General features: G+C 40.9%; 13 protein-coding genes and 1 pseudogene. 2 read left to right on the plus strand and 12 right to left on the minus strand.

Features of this window, described 5'->3' with window-relative positions; genetic code table 11:
• The 5 genes from QRN39_RS15800 to QRN39_RS15820 form a co-directional block, all read right to left on the minus strand.
• Nucleotides 1–2,073: a BglG family transcription antiterminator gene (locus tag QRN39_RS15800; RefSeq protein WP_284907646.1), complete on the minus strand. Its 2,073-nt coding sequence runs from the start codon at nucleotides 2,071–2,073 to the stop codon at nucleotides 1–3.
• Between the two features lie 249 nt (nucleotides 2,074–2,322).
• Complete coding sequence (locus tag QRN39_RS15805; RefSeq protein ID WP_284907616.1) at nucleotides 2,323–2,622, minus strand: contact-dependent growth inhibition system immunity protein; 300 nt, start codon at nucleotides 2,620–2,622, stop codon at nucleotides 2,323–2,325.
• A gap of 108 nt (nucleotides 2,623–2,730) precedes the next feature.
• A complete protein-coding gene (locus QRN39_RS15810) occupies nucleotides 2,731–3,075 on the minus strand; it encodes a hypothetical protein (protein ID WP_284907617.1) in 345 nt (114 codons plus the stop codon).
• Nucleotides 3,076–3,327: 252 nt separating this feature from the next.
• Nucleotides 3,328–3,801, minus strand: a complete 474-nt coding sequence (locus QRN39_RS15815) for a GNAT family N-acetyltransferase (protein WP_105925348.1) — start codon at nucleotides 3,799–3,801, stop codon at nucleotides 3,328–3,330.
• A gap of 310 nt (nucleotides 3,802–4,111) precedes the next feature.
• Nucleotides 4,112–4,531 carry a MarR family winged helix-turn-helix transcriptional regulator gene (locus QRN39_RS15820; protein WP_249118389.1) on the minus strand — a complete coding sequence of 140 codons (420 nt, stop codon included), beginning with the start codon at nucleotides 4,529–4,531 and terminating at the stop codon, nucleotides 4,112–4,114.
• A 170-nt stretch (nucleotides 4,532–4,701) separates the two neighbouring features.
• Here QRN39_RS15820 and QRN39_RS15825 point away from each other — a divergent pair.
• A pseudogene (locus QRN39_RS15825) lies at nucleotides 4,702–6,268 on the plus strand (MDR family MFS transporter).
• On the opposite strand, the gene QRN39_RS15830 reads toward QRN39_RS15825, so the two are convergent.
• The 5 genes from QRN39_RS15830 to QRN39_RS15850 form a co-directional block, all read right to left on the minus strand.
• Nucleotides 6,262–7,131: a class II fructose-bisphosphate aldolase gene (locus tag QRN39_RS15830; RefSeq protein ID WP_003210866.1), complete on the minus strand. Its 870-nt coding sequence runs from the start codon at nucleotides 7,129–7,131 to the stop codon at nucleotides 6,262–6,264. The pseudogene QRN39_RS15825 and the gene QRN39_RS15830 sit on opposite strands and share 7 nt — an antisense overlap.
• 2 nt (nucleotides 7,132–7,133) lie before the next feature.
• Complete coding sequence (locus QRN39_RS15835) at nucleotides 7,134–7,592, minus strand: PTS sugar transporter subunit IIA (RefSeq protein ID WP_003211874.1); 459 nt, start codon at nucleotides 7,590–7,592, stop codon at nucleotides 7,134–7,136.
• A gap of 15 nt (nucleotides 7,593–7,607) precedes the next feature.
• Nucleotides 7,608–9,026 carry a PTS fructose transporter subunit IIC gene (locus QRN39_RS15840; protein ID WP_268460070.1) on the minus strand — a complete coding sequence of 473 codons (1,419 nt, stop codon included), beginning with the start codon at nucleotides 9,024–9,026 and terminating at the stop codon, nucleotides 7,608–7,610.
• Nucleotides 9,027–9,038: 12 nt separating this feature from the next.
• The gene (gene pfkB, locus QRN39_RS15845; RefSeq protein WP_058015607.1) at nucleotides 9,039–9,953 is read right to left on the minus strand and encodes a 1-phosphofructokinase; all 915 of its coding nucleotides are present in this window, start codon (nucleotides 9,951–9,953) and stop codon (nucleotides 9,039–9,041) included.
• Between the two features lie 130 nt (nucleotides 9,954–10,083).
• A complete protein-coding gene (locus QRN39_RS15850; protein WP_003211946.1) occupies nucleotides 10,084–10,860 on the minus strand; it encodes a MurR/RpiR family transcriptional regulator in 777 nt (258 codons plus the stop codon).
• A gap of 159 nt (nucleotides 10,861–11,019) precedes the next feature.
• On the opposite strand from QRN39_RS15850, the gene QRN39_RS15855 reads away from it, so the two are divergent.
• The gene (locus QRN39_RS15855; protein ID WP_284907618.1) at nucleotides 11,020–12,426 is read left to right on the plus strand and encodes a phospholipase D-like domain-containing protein; all 1,407 of its coding nucleotides are present in this window, start codon (nucleotides 11,020–11,022) and stop codon (nucleotides 12,424–12,426) included.
• Between the two features lie 10 nt (nucleotides 12,427–12,436).
• Here QRN39_RS15855 and QRN39_RS15860 read toward each other — a convergent pair whose 3' ends face one another.
• Together QRN39_RS15860 and QRN39_RS15865 are read right to left on the minus strand one after the other, a co-directional pair.
• Nucleotides 12,437–12,922, minus strand: a complete 486-nt coding sequence (locus QRN39_RS15860; RefSeq protein ID WP_284907619.1) for a DMT family transporter — start codon at nucleotides 12,920–12,922, stop codon at nucleotides 12,437–12,439.
• Between the two features lie 21 nt (nucleotides 12,923–12,943).
• Nucleotides 12,944–13,624, minus strand: coding sequence for a Crp/Fnr family transcriptional regulator (locus tag QRN39_RS15865; RefSeq protein ID WP_284907621.1), 681 nt, complete (start codon nucleotides 13,622–13,624; stop codon nucleotides 12,944–12,946).

Below are 13,624 nucleotides of genomic sequence, written 5' to 3' on the forward strand. Positions count from 1 at the left end.
TTATCGTTGTGAAAATTGATCAACTAGTTTTTGCACCGATGCTAATTCATTTGCTTCAATCAGTTGTTTCCTCCGTTTTTCATCACTTAACAGCATGGTCAGCTGTTTGAGCGCTTTCAGGTGGGTCATACTGTCAATGGCTGCTAGCACAATGATGAGACGAACCTGTTTTTTTTCATCCTGAGAGAAAAAAACGGGCCGTTCGAATGACATGAGTGACATGCTTAATTCGTTCACGCCGTCCTCTGGTCTAGCATGCGGAATGGCTACTTGTGGCGCGATCACAATATAAGGTCCATTTTGATGAACGGACTGAATCATGGCCTCCACATAACCTTTCTGAATGGCATTTTGATCGAGTAAAGGCTGCGCTGCTTTTGTGATGGCCTCTTGCCATGTTTCTGCTGTTTGCTGGAGATGAATGGTTTTTTCTGTTAATAAATCGTTTAACACTGGTTTCCACCCTTTCTGATGGGATACATATGCGGGATGCAGTAGCGCTTTAAGATCACGAAGCAGTGCATTTTCATTTTGTACGATGGTATGTTGTTGAATGATGTTGAATAAAGCGTTCACATTTTTCTCATCAAACCTAGTTTCTGCACCTTCTCCATATTGAAGTAAGGTTTTTTTCTCATAGGCAGTAAGGATGGGATGAACGAGATGAACTGGCTTTCCTTTAAACGAAATAGGTGTTGTTGACACAACAAAGTCGACATCAATCGATGACAGCTGTTCATATGAGCGCTTTGATAATAGATCACGTACATCGATATAACCGATTAATTCGATAAGCTGTGTTTTCAGCATATGACTTGTGCCAATTCCTTCGCCGCAAACAATGTATACAGAACGCCGCACAATTGGCGAAATCCCTTCTCTTCTCATCCAACCACCAAAATGCATCGCCACGTAAGCAATTTCATGATCACTTATCTTGGAGCAGGTCGCCTTTTCTAAATGGCATACGACCTTTTGAGTGATGTCAAACACCTCTGGCTGTGTTTTTTTAATAGATTCTGTTAATTCATTGTTGATATCGATGTGATAGATGAGTCTGTAATAGGCAGGGATGAGATGCATGGTTAAGTTTTGCTCCAAGGCTTCGTAATCTTGAAAGGAGATACATGCATACCGCTGAAAATCAACAATCATTTGTCTGGCAATGGTGCGAATGAGATGCTCTTCTGGCTTTTGACTTGATGGAAGCTTTTGTTTCTTGGCGCTGAGCCATAGAGTGCTAAGAAAATAGATTTCATCATCATGAACTTGAAGGCCGGTTTCTCTTTGAATTCGTGCCATGAAACGAATAGCCGCCAAGCATTCATCTGTTTCCTGCAATGTACGCTTTTCTTCGTTTGAAAGGTGTAAAGCACGTCCTAGCTTCATCCGCTTAAAGTAGAAAAAGAGATCCAAAGAGAGCTGATCCAGCATGTCATCTGCAAACTCGAGCTTAAGCTCTTGTTCTGACTGCTCGAGGAGATGCTTTAACCTGTTATATGAAATGGGCCCCTTTAACCAAAAAGATGGAAACGCTTTTTCGTTTTTTATCATGGTGCGAATGGAATGAATATAAGGTTTCAGCGCCAATCGAATCATTCTTTCTTCTCCTGAAATCAAATAGCCGCAGGCTGCCTGATAGTGAAGCGTGAGCTGCTGCTTTGAAAGTGCTTCTTTTAGCTGTTTCATATCTTCAAGCAATGTATTTCGGCTCACTTTGGTCAGCTTCATAAAATCATCAATTTTTAGACGTTTCTCACTGCATGCAATGGATAAGAGCAGGATCGCCCTTCTTTCCTTTACACATGGTTCATAATCAGAACCAACGAGAATGGTGTTCGCTTTTTGAATAATGACTTCTTTTTCATGTGTGAGTAAGTAGTAGCCAAGTTGATCTTTTCGCTGAACGCCACTAAGCTCATGAGTTTTCAGCCAGCTATTCATTCGTTTGATTTCAGAGTAGACGGTTCGAGTAGAGACATTCAGTCGGTTCTGTAAATCTTCAATTGATAAATAAGATGTCGTGTGAATCAGCATCGATAATAAAGTCGTACCCCTTTTGGTTAAGTGCAGTTCGAATTCCTCCCTTCTTCCCTTTGGTTATAAGTCTAATCAACTCCCCTGCGTCAAAGAAGTCCAAATGTCTTCAGCAAATGCTGTGCAGCTTTTTGGGTGTTCTTTTGCTATAAGAAAAAGCACACCCGCTTGAGTGTGCTTTGAGACTTGTATACAAAGGCTAAATTTATCCTTTGGTCTTCTTTTATGTAATAGAAAACCTTTGTAATGAGGTTAGGAATCTTCTGAAAAATTTTGAGCCTTTTATTACTTCATTTTCACTTTTTCTTTCATTTTCTCTATTATTTTATTAAGCCACTGTAGCGGGTATAATGAGATCTCTGGAAAATTGATTTCTACATTATTAACGATAAAGCTTTCTTTTTCCTGTAAATTTAAAGTACTATTCAAAAAATCCTGACAATCCTTTATAGTAGACAGCAGACATTCTTCGCTAGCTAAATGAATAAACTCATTTAACGCTTCTTCTGGTGAATGAATATTCTGATGAAATGTCCCACCTAAAAAATCTTCTAACTCCTCTAAATAACTGTAGCTTTCATTCATTGAATCACCTCTACAATGTATTATAATTAAAATCACCAATTATATTAGACAAGTGAAACCTTGATTCCATTAAAATCAAAGTAGTGGTGATGGTTATTCTATTTATTGTTAACTCAGTTGCCACAATAGAAACTCGACTTTTTCTATTAATTCGCCTTTTTGGTTCGTTTCAAATGATGTGACTGGATTTTCCCAATTAAAGTCTTCTACTACATCCAAACCATAAACCCCTTCCGGATCAGCTTCCGGATACCATCCAACATCTAGCAGTATATTTTTCTTAATATTCTTGATTTGCAATAAATCTTCTGTGGAATTTAACCATTTATCTTGTTCATCTTTATTTAGTAATGCCGGATCTAACTCTGTTAAAGAATTGTAACTAATTTCCCAGCCTGAAGGTATTCTAATTGGCTGAAGTTTATATTTAGGAAGTTTTTTCTCAATTTTCATTTTAAATACTTACGCTCCTGATGATCTTGGTTTAGCTATTTTTAAATACTCTTGTAATCGATTACCTGCTATTGGATGACCATGAAAAACCCCACTTGAAGTTAGTTCCGCTCTAACCCAAGACGTTTTTTAAGAAACTCACTTTTCTCTGATCAAATAGAAGCTGTTTTTGTATCTATATTCCTATTTAAGACTAATATGTTATACCCTTTCTTCTTAAACTAACGCACCTGTTAGCATAACAGAAAATTATTATTTTATTTTTTTTAGCATTTTAAAATTAGCCAACTTAACCCCCTTTTTTTCCACAGTTTGTGAACAAACAATTTTGTAACCTAGATGTTCAAAAAATGGTTTAGCTGTAATACTTGCTTCGGTATCAATTTCTAAAAGATTTACTTTCTTTGCCTCAGTTTCGAGCATATCAACTAAAGCTGAGGCTATACCTTGTCCTTGATAATCTTTATGAACGAATAGTCTATCTAAGTACCCGGTATGCGTTAAATCGCTAAAACCAACAACTTTATCATTAACTTTAGCAACAAATGTTATATTTTGACCCAATGATTCCTTCCAAGAATTAATTTTAAATTCTTTTTCATCTCTTGGTGCCCAAGCATCCAATTGTACTTGGGAATAATCTTTTGAATTTACGGAATGAACTGTTTCATAAAACAATGAAACAATCTCTTTTGTATCAGTTTCCTTAAACTTTATAATCTCCACTTTCTGTTATACCTCCCCTTATTAGGATAAGCATCCTATGTTGTTATTCTCAATGAGAACTTCTTGCACCCTCATAACACATCTCTCTTATATTAACGCTCGTTCTAAAGACCTCACTACGCCTCCCGCTGTGGGCTACGTCCTCCACCAAAAACAAACTTATGTTCCAATGTGTTGTATACATACTATACAATATTTTCAACATCTAATTAACGAATATAATATGCATAAGAAAAGAAGATATATGCTCAGATATTGAACATAGTAACCTCTTATTAGTTTAGTCTATTTAACGCAACAGTGTGCTCTCTTACGATTTAGACTTAAGCAATTGCAACTCTTGATCCATAATATCTGCTGCTTCGGTAATAAATTGAATGATTAAGTCTAATTCTTCTCGTTTGTATTCGTTTGTGAGCAGTTTTGTTGATGCCGATAAGGATTGGAAGAGTTCTTTTACCTGTGATTTCCCTGCTGTTAATGGAACGATGATGACTCTTCGTTTGTCTTTTGGGTCCTTTTCTCTTTTGGCGTAGCCCGCTTTTTCAAGGCGGTCAATCAGAGCTGTGACCGCACCTGAGCTAAGACCTGTTTTTTCACTTAATTCTCCTGCTGTGAGAGGACCGAGTTCGTTTAATAAATCGGCTGATTTGAGGTCTGTTGGGAAAAGGCCAAGCGATTGTGCGGCCGCTTGGTGGAATAAAACCGTTCGTGTGGCGAGGCGCCTCATTGTATGGATGATCAGGTCTGCTCTGTCTTCTGCGTCGTTCTTTATTGACAACTTGTTCTCCTCCCTTTAAAATCAATTTATCTTGATCATCAAGATAAATGTTCTCTTACTTTATATTTAAGTTGATCATAGCAAAAATAAGGAGAGAACGTAAGCAGGAGGTAAATGAAATGAATCATGTGGATAAAGGCAAGGCATCCACTCGCTTAGTTGTCATCGGTTTGCTGTTAGGAATTTTTATGGCGGCGATGGACAATACCATTGTTGCAACAGCAATGGGAAGCATCGTAGCAGATTTGGGCAGTTTTGATAAATTTGCTTGGGTGACGGCTTCTTATATGGTGGCAGTAATGGCTGGAATGCCGATTTACGGAAAGCTTTCTGATATGTATGGTCGAAAGCGTTTTTTTCTGTTTGGACTTATTTTCTTTTTAATTGGATCTGCGCTGTGCGGTATCGCACAAACGATGGATCAGCTCATTATTTACCGAGCCATTCAAGGGCTTGGAGGCGGTGCCCTTCTTCCGATCGCGTTTACGATCATCTTTGATATCTTCCCGCCTGAAAAACGCGGGAAAATGTCCGGTATGTTTGGTGCAGTGTTTGGTTTATCGAGTGTACTAGGACCACTATTAGGAGCTATTATCACAGATTCAATCGGCTGGCATTGGGTTTTCTATATTAACGTGCCAATTGGTATTGTTAGTGTGTTCTTGATCGCCAGATACTATCATGAATCCCTAGAACATCGCAAGCAGAAAATTGACTGGTCAGGTGCTATTACACTTGTCGTGGCGGTTGTCAGCTTGATGTTCGCTCTTGAGCTTGGCGGTAAATCCTATGCATGGGATTCAGTGCAAATCCTCACACTTTTTGCCGTGTTTGTTGTGTTTGGTACCATCTTCTTTATTGTTGAGCGTAAAGCGGAGGAACCGATTATTTCATTTTGGATGTTTAAAAATCGTTTATTTGCGACATCTCAAATTTTGGCGTTTTTATATGGCGGAACATTTATTATTCTTGCCGTCTTCATTCCTATTTTCGTCCAGGCGGTGTACGGTGAATCAGCGACAAGTGCAGGATTCATTTTAACACCGATGATGATAGGGTCTGTCATTGGCAGTATGATTGGCGGAACGATGCAGACGAAAGTGCCTTTCAGACGTCTTATGGCGATCTCTGTCATTTCATTTTTCGCGGGGATGCTGCTGCTTGCCAATATGTCACCAGATACAGCTAGACTGTGGCTCACAATCTTTATGATGATATCAGGTTTTGGTGTCGGCTTCAGCTTCTCCCTTCTGCCGTCAGCTTCAATGAATGATCTTGCCCCTCGTTACCGAGGCAGTGCAAACTCGACCAATTCATTTATGAGATCACTTGGGATGACACTTGGTGTCACGATTTTTGGGACGATTCAAACCAATGTCCTATCGAATCGCTTAGCAGATGCCTTTAGCGGAATGAAAGGAGCCCCTTCTCAAATAGGCGATCCACAGGCCATTTTCCAAGAAGGTGCCCGTTCACAAATTCCGCCTGATATTTTAAATAAAGTCATCGATGCGATGTCACAAAGTATCACGTACGTATTTTTGATTGCGTTATTTCCTATTGCCCTTGCAGCGATTACGGTCCTGTTTATGGGAAATGCACGGGTGCGCACATCAAATGAAATGAAAGAAAGCGAATAATGTGAAAAAGCAGAGCTTAAGCGGCTCTGCTTTTTTGTTTCACTGATATAGAGGATGGGCTTTGCCCTCACTGCCAACGATCCGTATTTTCGATGTGACCATATCTTTTGCTGCTTGTTTAGCTTTTTGTAAATACATCCGTGGATCTAAGCTTTCCGGTTCGTTTGAGAAATGATCACGAATGGCTTCAGAGTACGCATTTTTTAATTCAGTTGAGACATTGACCTTTGCCATACCAAGTGCCACACATCGTCTGACGTCTTCATCCGGTACAGCGGAACCCCCGTGCAGCACAAGGGGAACATCGACCAGTGATGCAATTTGTTCAATGCGGTCAAAATCAATATCCGGAACCCCTTTATAAATGCCATGTGCGGTACCAATTGCAGGTGCTAAAGTTGGTACCCCAGTTTCTTCTACAAATTGACGGCATTCTGATGGAATGGCTTTTTCAGCATCCTTTTCATCGACAACGATATCATCCTCTACGCCGCCCACCTTGCCTAGTTCAGCTTCAACGTTCACCCCTACTTTTAATGCGAGGTCCACCACTTCTTTTGTGCGGCGAACATTTTCTTCATATGAATGCATCGATGCATCGATCATGACGGATGTATATCCCGCACGAATACAGGTGAGAATCACATCAAAGTCCGTACAGTGATCGAGGTGCAGGCCGATCGGGATTTGATATTGATCAGCCGCCGCTTTGACTGTATCTGCAATCGCTTTTGCTCCAAGAGATTGAACGGTTCCAACCGTTGTTTGCAAAATGACAGGTGACTTTAATTCTGCGGCCGTTTCGAGCACCCAATAAATACTGTCAAAGGAATGTACATTGAATGCAACGATTCCGTATTTTTCTTTTTTCGCAGTCTCAAGCATCGGTGTTGTGGATAGTAAAGGCATGATCAAACATCCTCTCTCGTTAAAATATCTGTTTCTAATACAGTTAGCATCTCTTCATTTGTTCTTGTTTCCAGTAGCTTTTGTCGTTTCGCTTCATCCATTAATCCTCGTGAAAGGGCAGAAAGAGCCTTTAGATGAGTGGTCCCTGCTTCACTTTTGGGGATCAGTAAGGATAAGAAGAAAAAGCATGGCTTCCCATCAAAAGCGTCCCATTCAATGCCTGTTTCCGTGCGGACGATCACGAGTGCTGGTTTTGTGATGGCGTCTGTTTGTGTATGCGGAATCGCAAATCCATCTTGAAATCCAGTTGTGCTCAGTGCTTCTCTTTCCGCTAAGCCTTTTTTAACATCCTCTGGTGATGTACAAATACCTGCTTTGTAGGCAATATCAGCAATGGCTGCGAAAACGCCAGCCTGTGACGACGCGGTTTCATGAAGATTCATATAAATATGTTCCATCATTTCTCTTCCTCCCTATTAAACTGCGGGTTTGTCTATTTTTTTACGATAAAGTCCGTATAGAATGGCACCTACAAATGATCCGATCAGTATGGATAGTACCCACTGGAATGCGCCTGTGACGACTGGAAGGACAAGGAACCCGCCATGCGGAGCTGGAACCTGTACGCCAAATAGATATGTCAAGATAGCAGAGATGGCGGAGCCAAACATGATAATTGGCAGGACAACGATCGGGTTCTTTGCCGCAAATGGGATGGCCCCTTCTGTTATATGTGTCGCTCCTAGAATATAGTTGATGGCCCCTGCATTTCGTTCCTGCGGTGTGAAATGTTTTCGGAAAATCGTTGTGGCAATCGCAATGATAAGCGGTGGTGTGATACATGCTGCTGACACACCTGCCATGAAGTAAAGGTTACCTTCTGCAAGTAAAGCCGTTCCTGTGACATAGGCTGCTTTGTTAAAAGGTCCTCCCATGTCAAATCCACACATCGCTCCAACAATTAAACCTAAGAGCAGCGGATTCGTGGATTGAACAGCTGAGAGAAAATCCATTAATGAATTATTTAGCCCCGTGATTGGAACTAATAGAGGTGTCATCACAGCCCCAATTAAGAAAATACCAATGACAGGATAGATGAAGATTGATTTTAATCCGTCAAGTGATGCAGGTAATTTTTGAAGCAGGAATTGAAGGAGTACGATGATATACCCTGCTGCAAAACCTGCGATAATACCACCTAAGAATCCAGCGCCTCCATCGTTTGCAAGCAGTCCGCCGATAAATCCGACAACCATCCCTGGGCGTCTGGCGATTGAATCAGCGATAAATGCTGCTAAAATAGGCACCATTAAGCTAAAGCCGAGTCCACCAATGCTTTTCAAGTAGGCAGCAAACGGATGATACGTTTCATGCTGAGGATCAGCTGAGTAAATACCGAATAGAAAAGATAAAGCAATTAAGACCCCGCCTCCAACAACAAATGGAAGCATGTGTGATACACCGTTCATTAAATGTTTGTAGATGGTGTGTATCCACTTATTCGCCGACTTTTGTTGAGCTGGTGAAGAAGAAGCAGATGTTTTTTCTGTTCCAGTAGCTCTTCCTTTCACTTGATGAACGGGAGCTTCTCCATTGATAATGCCTTGGATCAGTTCATTTGGCGTGCGGATACCCTTCGCTACAGGCACTTCAATCAGTGGTTTGCCGTGAAAACGATCTGTATTCACATCTTTGTCAGCTGCGACAATGACCCCATCGGCCTCCAGAATGTCTTGATCGGTTAAAGCGTTTTCAATTCCTACTTGACCGTGCGTTTCAACTTTGATGTCGACCCCTAGTTGCTCAGCAGCTATTTTTAATGCCTCAGCTGCCATAAATGTGTGTGCAATGCCTGTTGGACAGCCAGTTGCAGCGACAATTTTTTTACGGCTCATGTCTATTCCCCCTTATATCTTGTCAATGTGTACTTGATCAATTAATGAATGAATGTCATGTAAATCACTTAAGCCTTTAGAAAATGCAGTAGATGCGCCTGTTGCAATGCCGTAACGTAAGCACTCTTCAGGTGAATGACCCTCAAGCTGTTTACTAAGAAAGGCTGCGAGCATCGCATCTCCAGAGCAAGCTGTATTTACTACAGTGCCTGTCGGTGCGTTTCCTTTTAAGACGGCGTCTTTTGTAATGAACAAAGCCCCTTCTCCCCCGCGGGAAATAAGCACTTGCTCTGCACCCATCTCAATGAGCTTTTCTCCTGATTGAATGAGTTCTTTTTCTGACATAGGATGTGTTTTGCCGAAAAAAGCAGCGATTTCTTCTTCATTCGGTTTTAATAAATACGGCTTGTATTGAAGCGTCTCAAGAACTGCTGCGGAGCTTGTGTCTAAAATAAACTTGACGTTGTTCTGATGACAAATAGCTGCTACTTCTGAAAAAATGCTGGCTGGTACGCCCTTTGGCAGGCTGCCTGACATGATCAGGATGTCCCCCTGCGGGATGGCCGCTATTTTTTCACGAAAGGCGTGAAGTGCTTTTTCTTCAATCGCAGGTCCCTGGTTCACGAGCTTATATTCTTCTGTCGTATTAATAAAAACATTAATGCGTGTAATTCCTTCAACTGAGATAAAATCGGTTTGAATGGAAAGGTCCTTTAAGGATTGTTCAATATAAGAGCCTGAAAACCCAGCAATAAATCCTAATGCAGTGCTGGTGAATCCATATTTCTTTAGCATAATGGAGACATTGACTCCCTTGCCGTTCGGCTGATAATCTTCATCTTCCGTGCGGTTGACTGCATTTGCCTTCATTTCTTTTAATGCAATATATAGGTCAATAGCAGGATTTAAGGTGCAGGTATAAATCAATTGGTTTCACCTTCTTTCTTTTCTCTAAAGAAAGTATCTCATACGCAGGAGTGAAAATGTTTTCAGATTGTGTAAAGGTTTTCATGATAAAAAGCCTTCTAGATCAAAGTCTCGAAGGCTTCTTTATCGGTTATTTCATTCGAATCACGTAGGCATCTAGTAAAATGCGGGCAATGACATGAAGAGACAGGCGCGATCTGACCTCATAATCTGGGAAGAAAGATTGTTCGCCTTTATATCCGACTAGAGTCATATCTGATATTTTACTTAATGTAGAATCTATTCTTGTGGTGACGGTAATGGTCGTGACTTGCTTCATGCTAAGGTTTTGACACGCTTCAACGAGCTCCGCTGTTTCGCCATTTAATGAAACAAAGATCGCAAGTTCGTTTTTACTGATGTCTCTCGATTTCAGCCGAATGATATTCGGATCGTCATGTACTTCGCATGTTTTTCCGATGAGCTGTAATTTGATGGTCATTTCTTTGGCAATCATCTCTGAGAAGCCTCTGCCGAAAATATAAATTTTGTCCGCATTATGTATTTTTTGAACGGCATCTTCAATTTGCCCAATACTTTGCAGCTGGATCGTCTTTAAAACCTCTTCTTCATTTTTCCGAATCGCTAGTTTAATGTCTTCATCAATGTTTTTGAGCTGATCACTTGCATCGGTCATTTTCTTTTCTTGTTTCAATCGATATTTAAAGGATGTATAGCCGTTGTAGCCAATTTTTTTCATCAGTCTGACAATTGTGGCTGTCGACACATTCGCTCTTTCACTCAATGTGACGATGGATAAGGTGGAGATATCCTCTAAATGCTGGTGAATATAATGGAGTAAATAACGTTCTGTTTCACTTAGCGTTTGATACACTTCGCTTGGAATGTTAAATAGTGGTTCATTCAATTCAATTCCCCCTTACTAAATTCATACTATAATTAAATGCCCAATAAAAACAAGTTGATTCTTTTGTCATGTATTTTGTTAAAAAGCCAAAATGAGTGAAATTTCATTTTTGACATACACTAAGGAAAAGTTGTGTCTGTGTGAAAGGAGCTGATCATGATGCTTCATCTTTTGTTTTATCTCATCCTTCTTTATGTCGTCTATGTATTTTTGACCGCATTTGTTTTGTTTTATTTACCTGTTCGAAAAACATGCAAAGAACATTGCATTTATAAAGCCTCTTCTATCTCAGGAGACGATCAGGGGACAAATCAAGTCATGCTTCTTGACGCCGGCTTTGAATCTGGTCAGGTGAGGATCCAAATGATTCGTGAGGCAAAGAAGATGATCCGTCTCAGTTACTATTCCATTCAAAAGGGAAAAACAGCCGAATGGATACTAGGTGCTTTAATTGAAGCAGCTGATCGAGGTGTGAAAGTGCAGCTGTTGTTAGATGGCATCTGTCACAGTTTGCGCGGTCCGCTAAAGCATTTGCGCTATGCGGTAGCAAATCATCCGAACATGTCGATTCGTTTTTATGAGCCCTTTCGTTTGTTCAAGCCTTGGACGTGGCATAATCGGCTACACGATAAGCTGCTACTAGCAGATGGCCGAGTGGCTGTGATGGGCGGAAGAAATATCGGTGATAAATACTTTGCAGACCAGCCGCCGAAAGACTTTGCTTTTGACCGTGATGTGCTGCTCTATAACCCCAAAAAGGGAAAAGTATTAGATGAAATGGAGCAATATTTCGTTTATCTGTGGAATCATGATTTCACAAAAAGAACAAAAGCTGTGTTCTCTAAGCCAAAAGCGAAAAAAGGATTAAAGCTAAGAAAACAGCTGCTCAGATCTTATCATGATGCAGTGCGCACGAAAGAACCTTTTGTGATGTCCTCATTTGATTGGGCAGCAGATTCCACTTCTGTGAAACAGGTTGCCTTTTTCACAAATCCTGTGGAACGCTTTAATAAGCGGCCACTTGTGCTGAAAAAACTGAACGATCTTGCGCACCGGGCAAAGCGTTCTGTGCTTATACAGACGCCTTATGTCATTCCAACACGCCCAATGAAATCCGGACTCACCCCCTTACCTAGTGAGATTCAGACGACAGTGGTGACGAATTCTCTTACGGCGACGCCAAATCCATTAGCCTTTGCTGGATATTTAAGTACAAAAAAGGAATTGATGAAAACAGGCGTTCATTTGTATGAATACGAAGGTCCATATTCGATTCATGCGAAATCAATGGTGATTGATGATTACCTGAGTATTATTGGGACATATAACTTAGATGCGAGGTCTAGTTTTTTAAACACAGAGTCCATTTTGGTCATTGACAGTGCCCCGTTTGCGTTATCACTTACGCAAGCAATTGAACGAAAAATCGCCTATAGTTATCTCGTTGCTAAAGATCGAACTGTCTACCAGACGAGCGCTTATGGACAGAAAAAAAAGCCTTTGATGAAAAGGCTCCTTTTAAATGGATTATCCGCGATAACAGTTTTATGGCGTCGATTGATATAAAGTAGGGCAGCTACTCTTGTGGCAGCCCTTTTTCTTGCGTTTGATCTTTTTCTGCAGACTCCAATTTGGTCAATTTAAACACCAAGATCCCTGCCACAATCACAATAACACCTAAAAGTTTTGTCAAAGAGAATTCTACTTTTTCTAAGCCAAGCCAGCCAAGCGAATCAAACAAAAGAGCGCAGCCAAGCTGTGACGTGAGGACAATCGAAATGCCATAAGTCGGTCCAAGCCGTTTGATACCTTGAACAAGACAAATGACCACTCCTACCCCAATAGCCCCGCTGATCCAGTACCACGCTTCCATATGTCTTAATCGAAACATGCCAGTTCCCTCTAGTAAGAGCCCCATCAGGAGTGAAGCAATAAAGCCCATTCCAAGAACGAGGGTGGTAGTTGACCAAGAGCCTGTCTGCTCATTGACCTTACTGTTAAAAATGGTTTGTAAGCTGACGAGTGCGCCAGCCGTGATGGCTAATACTATTCCTATGATCATATATAAATCCCTTCATTTCCTCTATTCATAAATGTTGTGCTCTGCTATTTCTAGGAGCCCTTTGCGGTCACAAATCGTAATCTTTCCTCTCTGCCTTTCTATCAGTCCTTTTTCACAGAATTGCTGAATGACTCGGTTAATATGACGGTAGCTTGTACCGATTAAGCTTGCCGCATCAGTGAGACGAAGGGCGCTCGCGCTGTTGTCATCTGTGACAACAGACAATAAGTAGCTTGCAAGCCTGACCTCCACAGGATATAACAGGTGGAAACTCAAATCGTTTGATTTTGTATAAAATTTGTTTGTGATCCCTTTTAGCAGAAAGGTTAGCATGCGCGGGTCATCCTTCGCATGGCGCATGAGCGCTTGATGAGAAACCCTTAACATATGTACTTCTGTGACTGCTTCGACTGTATTGACCATATCCGTCTGCTGAACGTATTCGATATCTCCAATCGCTTCAAGGGGATGTTTAAAGCTAAGAATAAAGGTTTTCCCTTCCTTTGTGGTCGTGAAAATCTTTAATTTTCCTTTCACTAACAAGTACAGGTACTCCCTCTTATCCCCTTTTGAACAAACGAGCTCCCCTTGCTCATAGCGCCACAAACTCACGTGTGATATGAGCTTTTGATGAAAGACACTTTCTAATTGATGTGCCTTCATATATGAGGCAAAAAGAGATTCATCATGAAACTCCTCCAT

The organism is Bacillus sp. lyk4-R2A-2 (assembly GCF_030209735.1).
Taxonomy (GTDB): domain Bacteria; phylum Bacillota; class Bacilli; order Bacillales; family Bacillaceae; genus Bacillus; species Bacillus pumilus.

Coding starts and splice junctions, on each gene's coding strand:
- QRN39_RS15805 (WP_284907616.1), bottom strand. CDS start 2,622: ATGAATGAAAGCTACAGTTATTTAGAGGAGTTAGAAGATTTTTTAGGT.
- QRN39_RS15810 (WP_284907617.1), bottom strand. CDS start 3,075: ATGAAAATTGAGAAAAAACTTCCTAAATATAAACTTCAGCCAATTAGA.
- QRN39_RS15820 (WP_249118389.1), bottom strand. CDS start 4,531: ATGAGGCGCCTCGCCACACGAACGGTTTTATTCCACCAAGCGGCCGCA.
- QRN39_RS15830 (WP_003210866.1), bottom strand. CDS start 7,131: ATGCCTTTACTATCCACAACACCGATGCTTGAGACTGCGAAAAAAGAA.
- QRN39_RS15835 (WP_003211874.1), bottom strand. CDS start 7,592: ATGATGGAACATATTTATATGAATCTTCATGAAACCGCGTCGTCACAG.
- QRN39_RS15840 (WP_268460070.1), bottom strand. CDS start 9,026: ATGAGCCGTAAAAAAATTGTCGCTGCAACTGGCTGTCCAACAGGCATT.
- QRN39_RS15855 (WP_284907618.1), top strand. CDS start 11,020: ATGCTTCATCTTTTGTTTTATCTCATCCTTCTTTATGTCGTCTATGTA.
- QRN39_RS15860 (WP_284907619.1), bottom strand. CDS start 12,922: ATGATCATAGGAATAGTATTAGCCATCACGGCTGGCGCACTCGTCAGC.
- QRN39_RS15865 (WP_284907621.1), bottom strand. CDS start 13,624: ATGGAGGAGTTTCATGATGAATCTCTTTTTGCCTCATATATGAAGGCA.